The sequence below is a fragment of the Streptomyces sp. WAC03905 genome (genome assembly GCF_057371075.1).
The window spans coordinates 244845-264879 of record NZ_JBXYDZ010000002.1 but is presented as its reverse complement, the minus strand read 5'-3'; the positions used below and the strand labels follow the sequence as shown (position 1 = coordinate 264879).

General features: G+C 67.4%; 17 protein-coding genes and 3 pseudogenes. 12 read left to right on the top strand and 8 right to left on the bottom strand.

Annotated features, from left to right (window positions below; translation table 11 throughout):
* Positions 1–304 precede the first annotated feature (304 nt).
* Positions 305–1179, top strand: a protein-coding gene (locus AC2RP6_RS01930; protein ID WP_486444384.1) for an IS5 family transposase whose coding sequence is annotated in 2 segments (ribosomal slippage) — positions 305–698 and positions 698–1179 — 876 coding nt in all. Because the reading frame shifts where the segments join, the coding sequence is not laid out codon by codon here.
* 21 nt (positions 1180–1200) lie between these two features.
* Here the strand turns inward: AC2RP6_RS01930 and AC2RP6_RS01925 are convergent.
* Positions 1201–1380: a hypothetical protein gene (locus tag AC2RP6_RS01925; protein ID WP_486444481.1), complete on the bottom strand. Its 180-nt coding sequence runs from the start codon at positions 1378–1380 to the stop codon at positions 1201–1203.
* A 436-nt stretch (positions 1381–1816) separates the two neighbouring features.
* Here AC2RP6_RS01925 and AC2RP6_RS01920 point away from each other — a divergent pair, with 436 nt between their 5' ends.
* Positions 1817–2659, top strand: coding sequence for a hypothetical protein (locus tag AC2RP6_RS01920; RefSeq protein WP_486444480.1), 843 nt, complete (start codon positions 1817–1819; stop codon positions 2657–2659).
* On the top strand, positions 2656–3075 hold the full coding sequence (locus AC2RP6_RS01915; protein WP_486444479.1) for a hypothetical protein: 420 nt from the start codon (positions 2656–2658) through the stop codon (positions 3073–3075). The genes AC2RP6_RS01920 and AC2RP6_RS01915 overlap by 4 nt, the downstream gene beginning before the upstream one ends.
* 126 nt (positions 3076–3201) lie before the next feature.
* Here AC2RP6_RS01915 and AC2RP6_RS01910 read toward each other — a convergent pair whose 3' ends face one another.
* Complete coding sequence (locus AC2RP6_RS01910; protein WP_486444478.1) at positions 3202–3606, bottom strand: hypothetical protein; 405 nt, start codon at positions 3604–3606, stop codon at positions 3202–3204.
* Positions 3607–3881: 275 nt separating this feature from the next.
* Here AC2RP6_RS01910 and AC2RP6_RS01905 point away from each other — a divergent pair, with 275 nt between their 5' ends.
* From AC2RP6_RS01905 to AC2RP6_RS01895, 3 genes are all read left to right on the top strand, one after another.
* On the top strand, positions 3882–4685 hold the full coding sequence (locus tag AC2RP6_RS01905; RefSeq protein ID WP_486444620.1) for an STAS domain-containing protein: 804 nt from the start codon (positions 3882–3884) through the stop codon (positions 4683–4685).
* A 3-nt stretch (positions 4686–4688) separates the two neighbouring features.
* Positions 4689–4892, top strand: coding sequence for a cold-shock protein (locus AC2RP6_RS01900; protein ID WP_486444477.1), 204 nt, complete (start codon positions 4689–4691; stop codon positions 4890–4892).
* Between the two features lie 192 nt (positions 4893–5084).
* Positions 5085–5864: a GNAT family N-acetyltransferase gene (locus AC2RP6_RS01895; protein ID WP_486444476.1), complete on the top strand. Its 780-nt coding sequence runs from the start codon at positions 5085–5087 to the stop codon at positions 5862–5864.
* Between the two features lie 98 nt (positions 5865–5962).
* Here the strand turns inward: AC2RP6_RS01895 and AC2RP6_RS01890 are convergent, their stop codons facing one another.
* The gene (locus tag AC2RP6_RS01890) at positions 5963–7165 is read right to left on the bottom strand and encodes an IS110 family RNA-guided transposase (RefSeq protein ID WP_486444619.1); all 1203 of its coding nucleotides are present in this window, start codon (positions 7163–7165) and stop codon (positions 5963–5965) included.
* 249 nt (positions 7166–7414) lie between these two features.
* Positions 7415–8653: an IS110 family RNA-guided transposase gene (locus tag AC2RP6_RS01885; RefSeq protein WP_486444475.1), complete on the bottom strand. Its 1239-nt coding sequence runs from the start codon at positions 8651–8653 to the stop codon at positions 7415–7417.
* A 538-nt stretch (positions 8654–9191) separates the two neighbouring features.
* Here AC2RP6_RS01885 and AC2RP6_RS01880 point away from each other — a divergent pair.
* Positions 9192–9647, top strand: coding sequence for a single-stranded DNA-binding protein (locus AC2RP6_RS01880; protein WP_486444474.1), 456 nt, complete (start codon positions 9192–9194; stop codon positions 9645–9647).
* A gap of 258 nt (positions 9648–9905) precedes the next feature.
* Here the strand turns inward: AC2RP6_RS01880 and AC2RP6_RS01875 are convergent, their stop codons facing one another.
* Complete coding sequence (locus AC2RP6_RS01875; RefSeq protein ID WP_486444473.1) at positions 9906–10040, bottom strand: hypothetical protein; 135 nt, start codon at positions 10038–10040, stop codon at positions 9906–9908.
* Between the two features lie 155 nt (positions 10041–10195).
* Entirely contained in the window at positions 10196–10939 is a 744-nt protein-coding gene (locus AC2RP6_RS01870; RefSeq protein WP_486444472.1) for a hypothetical protein, read from the bottom strand.
* A gap of 155 nt (positions 10940–11094) precedes the next feature.
* On the opposite strand from AC2RP6_RS01870, the gene AC2RP6_RS01865 reads away from it, so the two are divergent.
* The gene (locus AC2RP6_RS01865) at positions 11095–11958 is read left to right on the top strand and encodes a GNAT family N-acetyltransferase (RefSeq protein ID WP_486444471.1); all 864 of its coding nucleotides are present in this window, start codon (positions 11095–11097) and stop codon (positions 11956–11958) included.
* 105 nt (positions 11959–12063) lie between these two features.
* On the opposite strand, the pseudogene AC2RP6_RS01860 reads toward AC2RP6_RS01865, so the two are convergent.
* Positions 12064–13845: pseudogene (locus AC2RP6_RS01860) on the bottom strand (Tn3 family transposase).
* A 117-nt stretch (positions 13846–13962) separates the two neighbouring features.
* Complete coding sequence (locus AC2RP6_RS01855; protein ID WP_486444470.1) at positions 13963–14670, bottom strand: hypothetical protein; 708 nt, start codon at positions 14668–14670, stop codon at positions 13963–13965.
* 409 nt (positions 14671–15079) lie between these two features.
* On the opposite strand from AC2RP6_RS01855, the gene AC2RP6_RS01850 reads away from it, so the two are divergent.
* From AC2RP6_RS01850 to AC2RP6_RS01835, 4 genes and pseudogenes are all read left to right on the top strand, one after another.
* Positions 15080–15457, top strand: coding sequence for a hypothetical protein (locus AC2RP6_RS01850; protein WP_486444469.1), 378 nt, complete (start codon positions 15080–15082; stop codon positions 15455–15457).
* Positions 15458–17163: 1706 nt separating this feature from the next.
* Positions 17164–17928 (top strand): annotated as a pseudogene (locus AC2RP6_RS01845) (IS481 family transposase); the annotation flags it as partial.
* Positions 17929–18150: 222 nt separating this feature from the next.
* Positions 18151–19233: an IS110 family RNA-guided transposase gene (locus tag AC2RP6_RS01840; protein WP_486444468.1), complete on the top strand. Its 1083-nt coding sequence runs from the start codon at positions 18151–18153 to the stop codon at positions 19231–19233.
* Positions 19234–19262: 29 nt separating this feature from the next.
* Positions 19263–19424, top strand: a pseudogene (locus AC2RP6_RS01835) (integrase core domain-containing protein); the annotation flags it as partial.
* Positions 19425–20035: the final 611 nt, after the last annotated feature.

Below are 20035 nucleotides of genomic sequence, written 5' to 3'. Positions count from 1 at the left end.
CCGCAGGAGGCGAGACAGCCATCCTGGCATCGTTGTCCGTCCCACCCCGACGCGCCCGCGCCGCCGACAAGTCAGCCCCCGGGGACCTACCAGCACAGGGCGGGTGGAGGAAGCCTTATTCATTGCCTCGCAAATCGCGAAGCTGAGAAAACATCAGGTGACCGGGCGGCACGATCGCGTCGACGTCGGCGCGGTGTCCTGCAGCCTTCTACCCTTCCCGGCCGACCTGCTCGTACCGGAGCAGATCACATCCGGTCTAGGGCCTGTTGCGAAAGTGGATCTTGTTCGTTGATGATCACCTGTCGTGGGACGTGGAGATCTGACGAACGGCCAGTGGGCCCGGCTTGAGCCGTTGCTGCCGACGGGCATCAAGCCGGGCCGTCCGCAGGTATGGACACGGCGGCAGCTGATAGACGGCATACGGTGGCGGACCCGAACCGGCGCTCCCTGGCGGGACGTGCCCGAACGCTATGGGCCGTGGGACCGGGTCTATGACCTGTTCCGGCGCTGGCAGCGGGACGGCACGTGGGCCCGGATCCTCACGCGGCTCCAGGCCGAGGCTGATGCGAAGGGCCTGATCACCTGGGACGTGAATGTCGACTCCACCGTCTGCCGGGCCCATCAGCACGCCGCCGGGGCGGCAGAAAGGGGGACCTCCAGAAGGAGCCGCCCGGCGGAGTGTTCGTCGAGCCGGCCGACCACGGTCTCGGACGCTCCCGTGGCGGACTGACCAGCAAGATCCACCTCGCGGTCGAGCAGGGGCAGAAGCCTCTGTCGGTGGTGATCACGGCTGGGCAGCGGGGTGATTCCCCGCAGTTCGAGCCGGTCCTGGAGGCGATCCGGGTGCCCCGGCTCGGGCTCGGCAGGCCGCGCAAGCGGCCAGACCGGGTCCGGGCAGACAAGGCCTACGACTCCCGCAGCAACCGCTCCTACCTGCGCAGACGCGGAATCAAAGCCACCATCCCGGTTCCGGCGGACCGGGTCCGCAATCGCCTCAAGCGCGGATCGCGCGGCGGGCGCCCGCCAAAGTTCGACAAGGACGACTACAAGCAGCGGCACGCGGTCGAGTGCGGGATCAACCGGCTCAAGCGCCACCGGGCCGTCGCCACCCGGTACGACAAACTCGCCGTCCGTTACGAAGCGACAGTGCTGATCGCAGCCATCAACGAATGGCTGTGACCAGCACTTTCACAACAGGCCCTAGTTGCCCGGAGCCTCGCCGAAGGGCGGAGGCTCGGCGACAGCGTCAGCTGCCGGAATCACCTCGACCCTGACCAGCGTCCTACAGCCGTCGGTCACGTGTCCCGCACCTTCCTCCCAGCGAACCTCCGACGCATGGGCGAAGCTGCCGGTGCTGGTGAGGAACATCGGCTCCAGCATGGTCGCGGTGTCTCCATCTCTGCCCATCGCCTCGACCAGAGCCCAGGCGATCAGCTGGGTGACCTTGGGCGAGGCATACGAGACCTCGCCAGTTGAGGAGTTGACGGCCTTGGTTTGGATCCCGACGAAATATCCGGCGGGTGCGGGAATAAGAGAAAATCTCCGTCCACTGCAGGTCAGAGGGGGTGCGTAACACCTGTTCCCAGGGGACGCGACCCTTACACGAATTCGGGGGCTGCGCGGACCGGGAAACCGGACCGGCGGGACGCGAACTTCGAGCGGCGGAATCTGCATCAGCCGGTCTCGTTGAACGAGGCGTTCAAGGCGTGTGGCTACCGGCTGACGGGCGGGGTCGCGGAGCTATTGTGGAAAGCCGGGTGAGGCGACGTTCGGCAAGATGTGCCGCTGCAACAACTTGCACGTCTGTCCGTGGTGCATGAGCCGGATTCTGGCGGTGCGGGGCTCGAACGTGCAGCTTGCCGCCGATGGCCTGGCGGATGCCGGGTACGGGCTGCACCTGGGCACCAACACGCTGAGGCACTTCGAGCGGATGGCGTTCGGCACGATCCGCAAGGGGATGCGCTTCGGCCTGGTCATGACGGCTGGGCTGGCGCGTATGGTTCGGCTGGCCGCCGCTGGCGCAGGCTGCGGGATGAGTTCGGGAATCGTCGGTTACGAGCGGGCTTTCGAGGACACCTTCGGCTGGGGTTCCGGTTTCCACCTGCACTGGCACGCGATGTGGGTCACCGAGACCACCTTCGACGCGGACACCCAGGAGCGGTTCCGCGACGCGCTGGCCCTCGCGTGGGCGGAGGCCGTGGAAGCCGCGGGCGGCTACACCGTCAGCCAGACCTGCGACCGGCCTGGCTGCTATTGCCAGGGCAAGGGCCACGGCTTCGACCTGCGCCCGCTGAACCAGGACGAGGAGGGCAAGGCGGCCCGCTACCTGTATAAGGACGGCGACAAGGCCAAGGGCGGCACGGCGAAGATCGGGCTGGAGCTGACCGGCCAGAGCTTCAAGGATGGCCAGCAGTTCGGCAGCATGGGAAGGTCCGCAAGCACTACCGGTCCCAGAACCTCAACCGGCTCATCAAGGCCCTCGGCATTCAGCAGGACACCCGGACCGAGGAACAGATCACCAACGCCACCGAGAGCCTGGTCGCCATCGCGGTCATCCCCGCCTGCGTCTGGTACCAGCACATCGCACGGCGCCCCGGCCGCCGCCTCGACCTCATCAAGGTCGCCGAGGCCTACGGCCTGCCGGGCGTCCGGCGCTTGATCGAGTCCTGGGGCCTGGTCTGGGGCAAGGACATCCTCGACCCGCCCACCCCGGAAGTGCCGGCCGCGCCGGGCGACCTCGACGCCGACCAGCTTGGGTTCGAGGTCATGTCGGCGGAGGAGGAGAAGTTCCGCGCGGCCCGCCGTGCGGCGAACGCGGCCCGCGCCGAGGAGCTAACCGCCGCCCCGCACCGCGTCCGCCACCCCAAGGAGGAGGCCTGCCCGAAGGTCAGCCTGCACAAGCCGCTGCGAGCCAAGCCCGTTGACCGTCCGGCCGTCACTCCCCCGCCCGGCGACGCGTCGCCCGCCTGCCGCCGATGCGGAGGCAAACTCGCCGCGCCGCTCCAGCCGTACGGCCAGCACGTGGGCGACTGCCTAGTCAAGAATCCGTCGCTCGACGAGAGCCCTGCCGCGTAGCCGAGCAAGCTATCGCTCGAGACACTTTTCGCCCCCGCCTCCCGTAAGGCCAGCGGGGGCGAAGTGCGTCTCGGGCACCAGACCGAAGGCGGTCGGGTCGGTGGTCCGGGCCCTGTTCTCGTATAGCTACCGCCAGGTGGCGTGTAGCGCTGAGTGACTACTCGGGGCTGCGTCGCGCTGCCGGAGGGCTGCGAAGTCGGCGTGGGCCGCCTCTACGGCTTCCGGGTATGTCTGGGTCTTCTCGTGTTCGGCGAGCGCCCGGTAGATGCTGGAGAGGCTGGGGCTGTGCCCTTTGCGGCGTCCGGTGGGGATGAGCAGGTCGGGCTGGATCTGCTCGACGGTCTCGCCGTTCGCGCGGCGGCGGAGCACGGTGTGGAGCATGTCGTCGGTGATGACCGGGGGCCGGCCGCCGTGGTTGCCCTTGCGGGCCGCGGCGTCCAGTCCTTCGAGGGTGGACTCACGGATGTTCTCCGGCCGGTTCACGAAGGTGCCCCGGCTTCGAGCGCCACCCCTGCCCGCGCTGTCACGCATCGTCAGGGTCCCCCTGCCGCTCGCGCTCCGGCGCGGTTGCCGGTGTGCGTCCGGATCGTGTCGCTGACACGACGTCATAAACATGCGCCGATCTGGCCGGCAAGGTGCAGAAGCTGTGATAAAAATGGAGGTACTTGGCCATTGCGCACCAGTACACTCTCACCGCGCCCACATTCCGGGGGTGAGTAGCCTGGTCTGCGGGCCGCGTGCCACTGCCACGGGCTTGCCCTGAGAGGAAGGGCAAGGGGCTGAGGGTGAGTGCGATCGTGCAGCAGATGCCGGATGAGAACGGCATCCGGATCATCTTGTGCCACGGCGAATTCGACGCGCACACCAGCCCGCTGCTCGGCAGGGAACTGCGCGGAGCCGCACGTGAGCGTGTGGACAGGGTGATTCTGGACGTGAGTCAGGTTTCCTTCGTGGACTCTGCGTTTCTCAGCGTTCTGATCGCCGGGCACCGAGCGCTCACCCTCATCCTGGCCGGTCCGCTCCCGCACCGTTTCGCCAGTCTTTACTGTCACACGGCTCGACACCCACCTCCACATCGCCCCCACCCTGACCGCAGCAGCCGAGCATCCCTGACAGGGGGAAAACCTCAGCCCGTCCGGCTGAAGGCTGAGGGTGATCCATTCCAGGACCGCAGTCAGACAGAAAGACTTCTGTGTGTCTGGCTCGGTGTGGGTAACTGGTCGGGTGCTTGCGCGTTAAGCGGGATTATGACCACGACGGTGCGGCTCACTCCGGTTATCGGCGGGCAGCGGGATCCTGGAGAATCGGTTCCCTGTACCGGCCTGGAGCCGGTCTATGCTGCTCTGGTCCGGGAGTGGCTGGCTGCTGGACGGTTCGTCCCGGGCCGGGACGACGAGGAATGGGCATTTTCATGCGCTGCTGTCCCTGACCCGCCAGACGTGGTGCCCCGTCCCGAGCCGGGCACCACCCCCGGGGGAGTGCGCCCCGCATACTGGCGTGGCGCACTCCCCTCCTGCCGGATCGAGGCCACCTGGCCGGGAACGCCATGGGTCCCCGGGCCTGTCCTGCGGAATGGCGCCGCGACTGCGGCACGAGGAAGAGGGAATTGAGTGATGGCGACAGGCACGGTGAAGTGGTTCAACGCGGAAAAGGGATTCGGGTTCATCACCCAGGATGATGGCGGACCGGACCTGTTTGTCCACTACTCCGCCATCCAGAGCAGCGGCTACAAGGAACTCAAGGAAGCCGACAAGGTCGAATACCAGGTCGCCCAGGGGTCCAAGGGGCTCCAGGCAGACCAGGTCCACCGCCGGTAGCACCTCTGACGCGCTGTCCCGCCGGCTCCGGAGGCAAGGCCTGCCTGACGGTTCGGTGACACCTCTGTGGTGAATGCGGTGTTGGCAATGATGCGCGCAACAGTCGAAGGAGAGCTGGTGGGGTCTGTGGCGGTGCAGGGTGGCGGGGGCGGGTGGTCGGTCGGCCGCTATCGGTCGTCCGACCATGGTGCGGTGCGGGCGCTGATCGAGGCGGACCGGCTGCCAGGCCTGGCACAGGCCCCGCCGCCCGGATCAGCGGACACTTTTGTCCTCAGCGCGGCGGGCGAGGTGGCGGGCGCGGTGTGCTGCGGAGTGCGGCCCGGTGACGGGGCCGGGATGATCTGGTGGCTGCACGGCTATGAAGACTTCGACGTGCTCACCGCCCTGCTGTCGGTGGCCCGCAGCCACCTCGGAGCCCGCTGCACCCTCTACGCCTTCGCCCCGCCCCCCGGCGCGGACGGACGCCACCTGCCCGGCCTGCCAGGAAAACACCGCCTCGTCACAGTCCGCGCCCTGGCAGTGGCCGGATTCACCCCCGCCGCTACCCGCCTCTACTTCCATCGCTCCCTCACCGGCACAGAACACCCGCCGGCATATCCGCTGGCGGAGGTCACCCCGGTCGCCGACCCGCCGGGCCGGCAGCTGATCCTGACCGACACCCACGGCAACAGCCTCGCCACCGCCATCCTCCACACCCCGCGCCCTCCCCGGACCGCCACACTGTGGCATCTGGCTGTCCACCCCGCCCACCAGGGCCAGGGCGTCGGTACCCGCCTCCTGGCCCAGTGCCTCACCGAAGCCGCCATCAGCGGCGCCACCAACCTGACCGCCCACACCGACCAGGACGACCTCCCCTACATCCGCCTCCTCACCTCCGCCGGCTTCACCCCCACCGACAACCTCACCATCTACCGCCGCCACCCCGACCGGACCCGGGCACGGCCATTCACCAGCAGCCAACCCCGCACGTGAAGACCAACCGCACACCCGTAAACCCCGATCACATGATCCTTGACCGAGAAGGGCCCCTCCGGGGGTCCTTCGTCACGCGGGGGCCCCTATGGGTTTGGTCAAGCTGATGGGGCGGGTTGGGGTTCGTAGAAGGTGCCGTCGCGGAGCATCGCGAAGAGCACGTCGGCCCGTCGTCTCGCGAGGCAGAGGAGGGCTTGTGTGTGGTGCTTGCCCTGGCTGATCTTCTTGTCGTAGTAGGCCCGGGAGACCGGGTCGGCCAGGGCGGCGAACGCGGAGAGGAAGAAGGCCCGTTTGAGCTGCTTGTTTCCGCGGCGGGAGGGTTGTTCGCCCTGGATGGACGAGCCCGAGCTGCGGGTCGTCGGGGCGAGGCCGGCGTAGGCGGCGAGGTGGGCGGCGAACGGGAAGCTGGATCCGTCGCCGACGTCGATGAGGATGCGGGCTCCGGTCCTGACGCCGATCCCCGGCATGGACGTCAGGACCTTGGAAAGAGGGTGTGCCTCCAGCAGTTCCTCGATTCGAGTGGCGAGGAGTTTACGCTGGTCAAGCACTGCCTGGAGCGAGTTGGCGAGGCTCGGAACGATCAATGCGGCCGCGTCCGTGCCCGGGACGACGACGGTCTGTTCGTCCAGCGCGGTGAAGGCGTCCTCGACGAGACGCTCGGCCATCCGCGGCGCTTTGGGACGGATCAAGGTCACGAGCCGACGCCGTCCGGCCTTGCGTATCTGGGCGGGCGAGCCGAACTGGTCGAGGAGCCTGAGCACGGCCGGGTGCTGCACTCGCGGCCCCAGGACGCGTTCCAGCGACGGATGGATCTGCGTCAGCAGGCCTCGCAGCCGGTTGCTGATCCTTGTTGCCTCACCGGCCAGGTCGTCGTCGAAGCCAACGATCATCTCCAACTCTGCGATGGTCTCTTCCTCGAGGTCGACCGAGCGGAGTGTGTGCGGCATGACGCGGGCGGCGTCCGCGATGACGAACGCGTCGCGGGCGTCGGTCTTGGCCTCGCCCGGATAGAGATCGGCGATCCGCCGCATCGTCAGCCCTGGTAAGTAGGCGACCGGGCAGCCCATGTCTCTCGCGACGGCCAGCGGCAGGGCGCCGATGGAGGCCGGCTGGTCGACCACGACGAGCACGGTCCCGTGCTTGGCCTGCAGTTTCCCGAAGACCTCGCGGAGCTTGGGTTCGCTGTTGGGCAGGCGCTTATCGAAGGCCTTCTTCCCGGCCGGGGTGACGGCGGTGGCGTGGTGTTCGCCCTTGCCGACGTCCAGGCCGAGGAAGGCGCCGATGCCGCTGATGTCGATCACGTGCGTCCTCCGGTCGTCCTCTTCGCCCGGCCGTCCCACGGCACCGATCGCCACATCCATTACGAAGAGCCTCCCGACCTGCGGAAAGGCCGGTGGTCATGCCCCTAATCAGCGGTCTGTCGATGCCTCCGGAGCCGGTGACACCACCCCCCAAGACATGCGATCGACAGGGGGAGAAAGTCATGCCAACTCCGGAGGCCGGGCGCCCCATTGCGAGGCAACCAAAAAGACATCCGATGCAGTCATTGGTCAAGCCGCTGCGGCAAGGACGGGGGTCTGCGGGGGTGGGAAGGCGGCGGTTTCGTTATAGGGGATGTTGTTGATGAGGCAGTGGTGGAGGCAGCCGAGCAGGCGGTTGAAGAGGTTGCGTTGGGCGGCGGTGTGTCGTTCGCCGGCTTCGCGTCGCCGGTCGTAATGGGTTCTTGCGCCGGGTGAGGAGAGGGCGGAGAAGGCCCAGAGGTAGCCGGCTGCGGCGAGTCGCTGGTTCTTGACCCTGCGGGCCATGACGGAGAGGCTTCTGCCGGACGCCCGGGTCACCGGCGCGGCCCCGGCGAAGGCCTTGAGGCCCTTGGCGTCGGTGAATCGGGATCGGTCGTCTCCGATCTCGGCGAGCACCCGGGCGCCGGTGAGAGATCCGAGCCCTGGGAAGCTGGTGATGATCTCGGCGTCCGGGTGCGTATCAAAAGACTCCACCGCCGCGGCGGTGAGTTCCTCGACGCTCTCGCAGGTGGCCGCGAGCTGCCGCAGCAGCGCGAGGGTCCGCAGGCCCATGGCCTGTTCGACCTGGGGCAGGTGTCTCATCTGCGGGATCCTGAAGGCTTCGCGCAGACGGTCGGCTTCCTTGTCGATGCCTCGTTTGCGGCCGGCCTTCTTCACCAGGGACCGCAGCTGGGTGCGGGTGAGTCGGGCGGCTTGGGCCGGGGTCGTGGCCGCGGCCAGAACGGTCCGGGCGAGTGGCAGGCAGAGTCCTTCCCGGGCGTGCGCGAAGGCGGCGAGGAAGCCGGGGAAGTACTCCCGCAGATGGGAGCGGAGCTTGTTGGCGGCCTGGATGCGGTCCCAGACCGCGTCCTGCTGGGCGCGGGCGAGGACGGCGATGGCCTGGACGAGTTCGCTGTCGGCGGGCAGCGGCCGGTGGGCGGCCCTGTCGGTGCGCAGGATGTTCGCCAGGACCATGGCGTCGAGGTGGTCGGACTTCTTGCGGGCGACGGCGTGACGTTCTCGATAGCGGGCTGCTGCCATCGGGTTGATTGCGTAGACGGGCCGGCCGGTTGCCCGAAGGCAGGCGACCAGCAGTCCGTGGGAGGTCTCGATGGCCACCGGTATGGGTGTGTCCGCGGTGTCGCCGTGAGTGGTGAGCAGGTCGAGGAGTTGCTGCAGGCCCGTTGCGTCGTCGCCGATCCGGGCCCTGCCTAAAAGGGTCCCTTCGCGGTCGACCACCGCGATGTCGTGGTGGTCGCTGGCCCAGTCGATACCGCAGAACACTTTCACCGGGTCCGGGTCCTCTCGGTTGGGGTGTGTCGCTGCTGGTCGCAGCCGTGCGGGGCACGCGTCTCCCTAATGGAAGGGCTCGATGGCCCTGCATCCGATTAGCCGTTCGTGACCCCAGCGATCCGCAGGGCCCTCGGTCTGTGAGGGAGCTCGTCAGGCTCCTGGCTCTTTGAGAGGTGACCCCTGCGAACGGCTTGGACCACGAACTTCAACGTTCCGGTCGTCTGCCTCGGTTCCGTACGAACGCGGTGGCAGCGGACGGGACCGGGTGCCGGCTCTTGACCAAGGGATCGAGTCCCAGGGGTGTGTCACGACTATCCCGGTGCCGACCGCTGCCACCGCGAACGGGGAGTGAAGCCGGAGGCCGCGCTCTTTTTGAAGACCTCAAGGCCGGGTAACGGGTAGCGATCCGCCAGCTTCAATGCCCATTAGGTAATGGGGGGCGTCCGCAGGGCAGGCGGCAGTGGGCCCCTGCCGGTGGTGTGGGTCCCGGTACGGTGGATCCCACAGGATGCAGGGATGTCGAGGGGCAGCGGGTATGGCGGGCGAGACCATGGTCACGGTGGCGGGCAACCTGACGGCTGACCCGGAACTGAGGTTCACCGCTGCCGGTGTCCCCGTCGCGGGCTTCACCATCGCCTCCACACCACGGATATACGACCGCGACCGGGGCGGCTTCACCGACGGGGAACCGCTGTTCCTGTACTGCACCCTGTGGCGCCAGGCCGCGGAGAACGCCGCCGAAACCCTCACCGCCGGCATGCGCGTCATCGCCACCGGACGCCTCAAACAACGCACCTACGACGACAAAGAAGGACAGCGCCGCACCGTCGTAGAACTCGACGCGGAAGAAATCGCGCCGTCCCTCACCTACGCGAAAGCCACCGTCACCAAAACCTACCGGCCAGGCACCAACCCCACCACCGGCACGACCACAACGCCGCCCGCCCGGAAGACACCCAATCCGGCACCGGCCGAACAATATCCATTCTGACCGTGCGAGCTGCGCCCGGGCCGGGCGCAGCTCGCACAGCCTGGGGCTCGCCGGGGAAGGGGAGTTATGAGGTGCAGCCTCGGTCAGGACCCCTCGGGGGTGGTCCGCTCTCTCATCCGGGGCGGGCGTGACCCGGGCTGCCGGAACAACCAGCAGGGAGCCGGGCGGCCGGCCCGAGGGCCGACTACCCGGCTGTAGCTCTGTGCTGTCCTGCCGCACACGAGCAGGAGAGCGCAGAGCCGTAATGGGTGCCGGGCGTCAGCGGTTCTGCTGCTCGACGGTCGTCTTGAGGTCGTGCAGGAGTTCGGTGGTCTCCTGCTTCTTGCTCCAGTTCTCAGGGGCGGACTTGAGGTTGGTCTCGATCTTCTTGACCTTCTCCGCAGCGTCCTGCATACCGCGCGACATCTCCGGCACTCGTGTCACCTCTCGGAAACGGCGGACTGCCTGACTGCAACCCGCCACACAGAAGTTATATATCAGACAAATAGGGCGAAGGTCTGTGTGGTGACGGCCGTTGTGGTCGGGTGTCGGCCGGCGGTACGGGCCGTTCACTGGCCTCTGTTCACGCGGGCCCGTCTCCCGAGGACGGGGAACAGGCTCGTGGCGTGCTGGGCCCACTGGGTGAGGATTCGGGCCAGCCATGTGGCGCAGCGCAGGAGCAGTTTCGCGAGTGCGGTTTTTCTGGGTGGGGGTGGGGCGGGCCGGTGTGCGGCGTGTTGTTGTGAGGGGTGCCGGGCCGCGGCTGTGGTCTCACATGGCTGGGTGTCTGCGGTGTGGAGGGCGGTCTGGTCGAGTTCGGCGGTGAGGGCCTGGGTGTCGTGGTGGTGTTCGAGGGCGGTGAGGAGGAGGGTTGCGAGTTCGCGGTTGGGCCAGGCATCCACGGGGACGGGGCCCAAGAGGTAGCCCGTGATCCACAGTCGTCCCAGCACACTGGCCGACGTGGCGCGCAGAGTGGTGAAAAGGACCGGGTCTGCAGCAGTTCCGAAGCCGGCTGGTGTCAGGCGCAGGGAGTCCATCAGTTCCCATGCGTGGGCGAGGACGGTGTCGGCGTCCTCACCGCCGTCTGCCAAAGTGCAGCACACCTCGTCCAGCCAGAGGCTGGTCTGGGTGGCGGCGGCGTGGAGTTCCGCATGCACCTGCGACACCTCAGCCGGGCACCGCGCCAGCCGCCACCGGGCCGCTTGGAGTTCTCCGATGAGCGCGTCTATGTCACGCAGGGCTTCCAGGCGTGCCTCTCCGGCCCGGGCCTGTACCGCTTCACTGCCACCGCTGCCGTCGTCAAGATGGGGCATGGATCCATTCTGGGGCCCGCCAGGTCTTCCCGCAGCGTGGACCGGGCCCGCGCGGTGCGGGGGTGGTGGGGATGTGGGCGTGGCGTGGCATGCCATGCCGGGTGCCTGGGTGAAGCTGACCTTTTGTGCGGCAAGTGAGGAAAGGTGGGTCAACGGTGACGGTTATGAAGGCGGGTCAGGAAGCGGGCGTGACGGTGAGGGCCTACAGCCCGCAGGACCGGGAGCAGGTTCTCGAGCTGATGGATGCGGACCGGCTTCCGGGCCGGCCCTCGGTCACCTCCCGGATGCTGGACGACGCGCTGGCGGGAATCTGTCCCGACAGCGGAGAGCCGTGGGGGCTCGGAGGCTTGCGGACGGATGTGATGGCCTGCGCGGACGGCCGGATCGTAGGGGTAGTCTCCTTCGCCCTCCGCCCGGCCGACGGGGCAGGCGTGCTGCTGTGGCTGCACTGCCTGGAAGAAGACCAGGCCATCGCCGGGGCGCTGATCGACCACATGCTGGGCCACTGCGGCCAGCGGACCGTTTACGCCTTCGACATGGCGACCGCCGTCTCGTTCGCAGGCCTGCCGGTGGGCAGCCGTCGCGGTACGTGCAGGGCGCTGGAGAGGGCCGGGTTCACCAGGCAGGAAGGCTGGCGCTACCTCCACCACCGTCTCGACACGCTCCGTCCGCGCCCCTATGCGGTAGCGGATCTCACCGAGTCCGTGAGTCCGCCGGGATGGCGGGTGCGCCTGCTCGGGCGGGACGGGACCCGCATCGGTGAAGCCCTCGTCAGCCCGCCGGTCGCCGGCACCACGATCCTGGAATGGATGACACTCCAGCCCGGCCGCCACACCCTCGGACACATCCTCCTCGAGCAGTGCCTGGCCCACCTTGCCGACCGCACCGTCCGCGAAGTCGTCACCCTGCGCGAAACCCCACCCGACAGCGAAACCCAGCCCGACCCCGTACACCAGCTCACCCTCCAGGCCGGCTTCCGCGAAATCGACCAACTCCACCCCTACACCCGCCGTCCCTGACCACCGCCACCGCCCGGAATCACCGCCGGGTACTGGATGGGCCCTGCAACTCTCCCAGCAGCCCGGCTCGCCTTCGGGGTAGCGGGCCGCCCCCGCGTTGCCGGCTCAGCTCGCAGCGCCGGCCGACCCGCTTTGCGGACTGCGCGGGCCGGGCACCGTGACCGCGGCAGTGAGGTCCAGGTCGAGACGGCTGTTCATATCCAGTTCGAACCGGCCGTACGGGTTCACGTGGGTCCAGAACAGCGGCGACAGCCCCCGCCAGTCCGCCGCGGTGAGCTCGTCCGCCCACTTCGGGTCGGCCAGAACCTGCTGAATGAGCAATGTGTTGACATGCACGAGCCTGCTCTGCAAAAGGTGCAGGGCGAGCACGGAGACCTCCTGGCGCTCCTTGTCCGCACCCGTCAGGTCTCCGTCCTTGCCGTAGAACAGGTCGGAGTTCGCCGAGTTCCAGTTCTCCACCACCTGCAAGCCCTCGCCGATCTCCGGTGCGCATCTCCGGATCCGACAGGTAGTCGCAGATGAACGCCGTGCGCAGGTCGGGTGCTTGGGGCCACCCTTGGTGAAGCGGCGCAGGACCTGCTCGGCCTCGGCGGTGCCCAGGCGCAGCGCGGTGGTGTACTTCACGATCTGGTCGTACTGCTGGGCGATAAGGTCCCAGTCGATCGTGCGGGTGGAGAGGACCGGGGCCAGGTGGGGCCAGTTCTTGTCCTCGCCCGCGGCCGGCCGGTACAGCCTCGCCCGGCCGATGTTCTTCAGCCTCGGTGTCAGCTTGAAGTCCGGCATGTGCGCGAAGGCGAACCCGACGATGGAGGCGCCATGGGTGTCGGTGTACTGCCGGTCGACCTCCATGTCGGTGCAGTGCCGCAGCACGCCCTCGATCATCCAGGCGACCTCGGAGGCCGAACAGGACTTGAGCTGGGAGTAGATACAGACCGATTTGCGCTCCACGTGCCAGTAGATCATCACTCCGGGGCCGCGGTAGCGCTGGTGTCACTCGGTCATCAGGTTCGAGGACCAGGCGCCGAACTTGCGGCTGTCGGAGGCGCACGCCGTCCCGGTGCCCCACCACATCTCATCGCGGGCCGCGAAGGTGGCGTTGACCAGCTTCACCAGGGCCGCGCGCATGTTGGCCCGGTTCACGAACAGGTGCCTCACCCGGCGCAGCGTCGCTTCCGACTCGCCGTGCTTGCCCGTCACCGCGACACGCTTGATCCCCATGTTCGTGCTCAGTCCGAACAGGACCAGAAGCAGCCGTCTCCGCAGGACCTCCCGGGACAGGTTCTCGCGGGTGGCCACCGTGGTTAACTCGGCGATGAAGTCGGTGTTGAACTCGGCATATTGCAATATGTCCAGCAGGTCGATGGTTCCCCAGCGCCGTTCGATCTCGGCCTTCAGCGCGACCAGGTTCTCCGGTTCCTCCTGCTTGGCCCGCGGCGAGACCTTGATCCACGGCTCGCCGTTCTTCTTCACGATGGCCACCCCGCCGGTGGTGCCGTCCTTCAGCGCCTGCTCGAACCGGTCGAGCGCGTCGCGGTGCTTCTTCTTCAGGGCCTCGATGAATTTCGCCGGTTCCTGGGGCTTTGGGATCGCGTCGTAGTGGACGTCCCGGTTGTCCTCGAAGTCCTGCGGGAGGTCGTCCTCCGGGTTGCGCCAGTGGTTCGCGCCCACCACCCAGATCTCCCGGTGCCGGAACGCTTCACGCAGGCTGACCAGCACGCACAGCTCGTAGGGGATTCGCTCGACGCGGCCGCGCTCGTCCACCACCGCGGCCCGCCACTGATCGGGCACAACACCCTCCAGCGGCACGGCCTCCGCCGCTTCGAAGAACGCGCCCTCCTTGGCGATGGGCTGGTCCAGGTACCGCTGGAGCAGGTCGATGGCGTCCATCACCGGCCGATAGGCGGTGTTGTTGCACTTGAGCGTCAACGCCTTCAGCAGCGGGGTGAGCATCCGCCGCCAGTGCGCCGAGTATGCCGAGCGCAGCACGGTACGCACATGTGCCTTCTACTTGGCCTGGTTCGCAGCGGCCTCCGCGGCGAGGGCCTGGAGCGTCTTCTCCCCGCCGACGACGGGGTAGATCACCTTGCGGACCGTGCCCGACGGCTCGGACAGGGCCGCCTCGGCGACCCGCAGCATCATCGCCTCCTTCCCCCGCACCTTCTTCAGCTCACCCGTCAGCTCCTTGTCGACCTTCTTCTCAGCCCGGGTGTTGATCTTCAGTACCAGCTGGATGAACAGCTCCACCAGCGAGTCCGTGATCTCCGCGTGCCGCACATGGCACAGCGCGGCCAGCAGCGTCAGACGCATTGGCGGCTTCATCCGCTCCAGGTTCGCCGGGTACTCCTTCGCCGCCCGCGCCCGCCAAGCCTCCACCAGCTTCTCCGACACATCCGCGAACAGGTCCGCCGGCAACTCCAATTTCCGCACCCGCTGGAGCTTGTCCACCTCTGCGAACAAGCTCTCCAGCCCCGGCGCCCCCGGATCCGCCTTCAGCTCGGCGAAGAACGACCGCCCGCCCCCGGCCACCGCCTGACCCCGAGCCGCCTCGTCACCGTCCTCGCTGCCCGCGACCAGGTTCTCCAGCCGCGAGCGGGTCGCGCAGAACCGCGTATCGAAGTCCCTGACCGCCTTGCCCACCAGGCGCCGCACCTTGGCCGGGGCCGGCGGCTCGACGAAGTCGTTGCGGCAGCGGGCCACGATGGCCTCTGCCAACCGGTCACGCGACAGTTCCACCCCGCACAGCTCGGCCGCCAGCCACTCGGCCAGCCGCTCCTGGTCCTCCTCCGTGCCCGCCCGGAACCCGAACTCTTTATGGACCCGTGCACTCCTTGCTCCGAATCAGATGATCACCACATAGTGGTGACCTACCAGTGGGAGCGAAGCGGGTAGATCAAATCCGTTGCTAAATGGTAACTCAGCGTTACTCGCCACCTGGCGGCAGCTACACGAGAACAGGGCCGTCCGGGGTTCCCCATCAGGGGAACCCCCTTTGCACTTCGGGTGGAATCGTGGACGCCGACACCTTGGCTGCCGGGGAAAGCCAGACCCGAGCGCCCGCCGGCCGTGCAGTGTTTGCATGGCCGGTCGAAACCGTTCTGCCACAGAGCTCTAGCGTTGACGGATGACTAACGACATCACACTCTCGCCCGCCGATGACGACGGGTTCGACACCGAGGCGATTGAGAAGTGGCTTGCTTATCGAAACGACGTAATGCTCGACCCAGTTGGTACAGATACATATATTCTGTGCCGTTTTCCGGAGGCGAAGAAGGTCCTCCGCGACCGTCGGATCGCCGATCCTTCTCGGTTTCCCTACGCAGTCCTGGTGATCATTGGCGAGCAGGAGGTGCGAGTCATTCAGGAGTACGGGGGCAGTGAGGCCCGCGATTTTGTGTGTTGGATGATCGAGCGTTTCTGCTGCCGGATCGTCGATGACTACGGCACCAACTGGGCTAAGCGCATTGCAGAAGATGGCATTGGTGCCCTCTATCCAAGATGACCGCATATGCCCGAGTAGTGCCATGTGTCTGATTGCTGAAGCGATGTCTTCGGACGGGCCGTTGGGCCGTGATGCAAGGGCGTGGGGATTTTCTGTCTGTCTGATCTTTGGACTGGCCTCGTGTTCTCCGTAGTTGGGGTCTCTGGGCGGGGCAGCATGCTGTTGTTACTGGTGAGCGGCCATAACTGTGTGGGTGACGGGAGGAGTTCAAGGTGGCGCGGAGGCTTGGGCGGGATGAGGCGCTTGGCGAGCGGGAACGGGCGGTGAGCGCGTGGGCCAGACGGTTGAATACGCGGGTTTTGCACTGCCGTGAGCTGCAGCATTCCTGGCAGCCGGCCCATGCCCAGCTGTGTATGGATGGGGGCTGGGAGCGGGTGCTGGTCTGCACGCGCTGCAGCAGCCGGAAGCGGCAGATACTGGACTCGGTCGGCCGTCTGGTGGGCTCGCCACGCTACGAGTACGCCGAGGGCTACCTGCCTGACCGTGAGGACACTTTGGGCAGGCTCGACTCCGATGACCGGGCTGTCCTTCGCCTGCGGTCATCCAGCGCCAGGGAACCCACGTGTCCGCCGCTCACCTGCCTGATTACAGGCTTTATTGTGTTTTTGCCTCTTCATTGCCAGATGGGCCGCGAGTTGAACTCTTCCCTTCCGGCGCGCGGCCCTTCTGCATGTGCGGGTGACCTGAGCGGCATCGGCCGGATGTCGTCTGGTGGTCGCCGGTTACGCTCCCGGTCATGACGTACGACATCCCGAGGAACAGCCGCGGTGAGCGAATCTGCCAGCAGTGCCACGACCCCGAGAAGCTGCTGCGGCGGACTGCTCCCGGGCCTGCACCCAGCGGGCGTATGAGGCGCGCAAGACCCGGAAGGCAGTCCTGGCGGCGGTGGCCGACGCGGAACGCCGCGCCGCTGCGGCAGCCGCAAAATCAGTGACATTGCCTGAAGAACCGCAGGCCGGTCCTGCAAAATCACGTGAGATTGCCGAGCCTCCCCAGGCGGCTGAAGGAGGGGATTTCCTACTCGCTCCGCTTGCCCCAGTCCCGGCCGACTCGGTGCTGCCGGACGCGTGGCGGGCACCGGCCCCGCGCCGGAAGCTCAGTCGGAACCGGTCGGGGATGTAGGGCGGGCGATGCCGCTGTTGTGGGACGAGCCCGACCGGGGGGGCGGGCCTTGATGTGCCGGGATCCCTATAGCTCTGGGTGATCGTCCGGCCGGAAGTTCGTGATCGTCCGGCCGGAAGTTCCGGTGGTGCTCTCGTGCGTGCGCGCATAATGCACGCGAGGCCTGGAACCCGCTGGAATTCCGGACCGGAATTCCAACGGGCGCGCACGGTCTGTCACCGGGGTCACCGCCCGCGGCGGGCACTGAGAGGCGCGCCCGCTGGCCAGGGGCGGCCGGACGCCCGGCCACGACGAGACCCGGGCGAGCGGAGCGATCGCACCGGCCCGCGCCACCTGGCGGGAGCAGCTGCTCCCCGCCAGCCCCTTCCCGGGCCTCAGGGGCGCCTCACGCGCCGTTCGGGTCGACGACGGGGGAACGGGGGCCCGCTACCGTTCCGGGCCGCCTGACGGCCGCTCAGCGCCCCCGACTCCACCCCTCTAGGTGTATTGATCACGAGCGTTGTTGACACGCGGCAGGTCTTGAACATGGCGAAGACCTCCGGTGTGGTGGGAGCTGTCTAGGAACTCACCGCACGGAGGTCTTCGTGTCCCACCGTAATGCCCGGTTGACCGTCTTCGGTAGGCGGCTACTGGTCGAACGGGTCGTCTCCGGCCGTCCCGTCGCCCACGTCGCTGCCGAGATGGGCATCTCACGGGCCACTGCCCATAAGTGGATACGCCGGTGGAGGACCGAGGGCGAGGCGGGCCTTCACGACCGGTCCAGCCGGCCCCGCACTACGCCGCACCGGACGCCGGCCGACATCGAGGCGAGGGTCTGTGAACTGCGTCGGGCACGCAAACTGGGCCCCGCAAGGATCGGCCCGGTCCTGGGATTGCCGGCCTCGACCGTCCACCGGATCCTGACCCGGCACGGTCTCAGCCGGCTGGCCTGGTTCGACCGTCCCACCGGCACAGTGATCCGCCGCTACGAACGCGAGCGGCCCGGCGAACTCGTCCACGTGGACGTGAAGAAACTCGGCCGGATCCCCGAGGGCGGCGGCCACCGTGCCCTGGGCCGCGAGGCCGGCCGCAGAACCAAGTCCGGCGTGGGCTTCGACTACGTCCACTCCGCCATCGACGACCACACCCGACTCGCCTACAGCGAGATCCACGACGACGAGAAGGCCGCGACCTGCGCGGGCTTCCTCACCCGCGCGGCCGCGTTCTTCCACAGTCAGGGCATCACCCGCATCGAACGGGTCCTGACGGACAATGCCTGGGCCTACCGCAAGGGCCTGGCCTGGAAGGCCGTGCTTGCCGACCTCGGCGCGGCCGGCAAGCTCACCCGCGCCTACCGGCCACAGACCAACTGCGAGGATCTGACGGCGTTCTTCCGGCCGGTCTGACCCACAGACCAACCGGCCATTCGTGCCTTGTTGCCGATGTGTCGCCCGGCCGGGAGAACGTGTGCGGCTGCACCGGCGGACCGCCGGATGTGACCTGATAAGAGCCTGGCTCACGCGCCTCATCGCAGTTGTGTCCCCAGTGCTCCATCGGTGCGGCTCCATCCACATGGACCGCCAGGAGGACAGGTGCCCAGCAGCTCCACCACGAGCGTGACCCTCGGAGTCGACACCCACGCAGACATCCATGTCGCGGCCGCCCTCGACCAGCTCGGCCGGCGACTGGGCACGCTCACCGTTCCCTCGACACCACAGGGCTACGCCTCCCTCGAGTCCTGGGCGGCAAGCATGGGCACCATCGAACAGATCGGTCTGGAGGGCACCGGTTGTTACGGCGCCGGCCTGTCCAGGTGGATGCGGCAGCGGGGTCATCGAGTCGTCGAGGTCAACCGACCTGACCGCCAGACACGACGGCGCCGCGGGAAGTCTGACGCAGTCGACGCCGAGGCCGCGGCACGAGCGGTGCAGGCCGGCGTCGCTACGGCCATACCGAAGACCGGCGATGGTGCCGTCGAGATGATCCGCACCCTCAGGGTCGCCCGCCGCAGCGCGATGAAGGCCCGCACCCAAGCCGTCAACCAGCTCAGATCCCTGATCGTGACGGCTCCCGACACTCTTCGCGAGCGCATCCGCGGCCTCCACCGGTCGGAGCTGATCCGCACCGTCACTCGCTGGCGGACGGGAGCTGAACCGGACACGCTGACCGCAGTCACCAAGCTGGCGATGAGGTCCATCGCCCTCCGGTATCAACAGCTCAGTGACGAGATCGCAGGACTAGACCGTCACCTGCACAGGCTCGTTAGCCAGGCAGCAGCCGAGCTCATGGCCGTCAAGGGGCTCGGCGCCGAGACGGTCGCAGCCCTGCTCATCGCCGTCGGCGACAACCCCGAACGGCTCCGGTCCGAGTCGGCCTTCGCCCACCTCTGCGGCGTCGCCCCCATCCCCGCTTCTTCAGGCAAGACCAGCCGCCACCGCCTCAACCGCGGCGGCGACCGCCAGGCCAACCACGCCCTCTACATGATCACGGTCACCCGCATGGCCTGGGAACCACGCACACGCGCCTACGTCGCCCGCAGGACAGCCGAAGGCAAGACGAAGACCGAGATCATCCGCTGTCTGAAACGGCACATCGCACGCGAGATCTACCGGCTGCCCGTCCCCCGCATCCCAGCCCAGCCGCCGTCCCAACAGGACCTGGCAACCGCAGCCTGACCGTCCTTGACAGCTATAAGAGCATCAGCAAAGTCGAACGCTTCAACCGCACCCTGCCCGACGAACGGGCCTACCAAAAGCCCTACCAGTCGAATAACGCGCGGACCCAGGCACTGACAGACTTCCTCCACACCTACAACCACCACCACAGCCACACCGCACTCGGCGGACACCCACCCCAGTGCAGAGTGGCAGCCACTCGATCGTCAGCATCAACCGAGGGGCGGATATCCAGGGACGTGGCGGATATCCGCCCCCCCTTTGTCTCCGGCCTGCCCCGTTTTTGGCAGGTGCGTGGGCCGGGACCAATCCGGCTTCCGTCGGGACGATGCGAACGGAAGCTGGACACCTTTGGGTACGAGACGCAGAGGCTTGGTGCTGTGTGTTCCGCTATTGATTTCCGATGGTGAATTTTTGGTGAGCATAGAGTCTGTGTGACGGTTTGGGTACCATAGACGGCTAGGTCTTTGCTTCGTGCGGTCCCCTCCGCTTCCGCACGCCACACCAGAGCCCCGGTTTTCCGTCCGCAGTTCGGACCGCAGGCGCGCTGAGAATGATACGGCGCACGGGCAGGTGCCGGGTTCCGCTTCCACTGTCTCTAACGACTAGGTTCCTCTATTTGACATCGCCACACCCGAGTAATCACTACCCAAAACCCGCAAACCGCCTCGTGCTGTGACTGGGAAGGTTCGCCCGGTTGTTCGTCGTGCCAGTTGGAAATGACTTTTTCAGCCAGTGGGGGGCGGGATGGCGCAACTGGTTCGCGGGCTGGCCGAGCCATCATCCGGCGAGGCAGTACCAG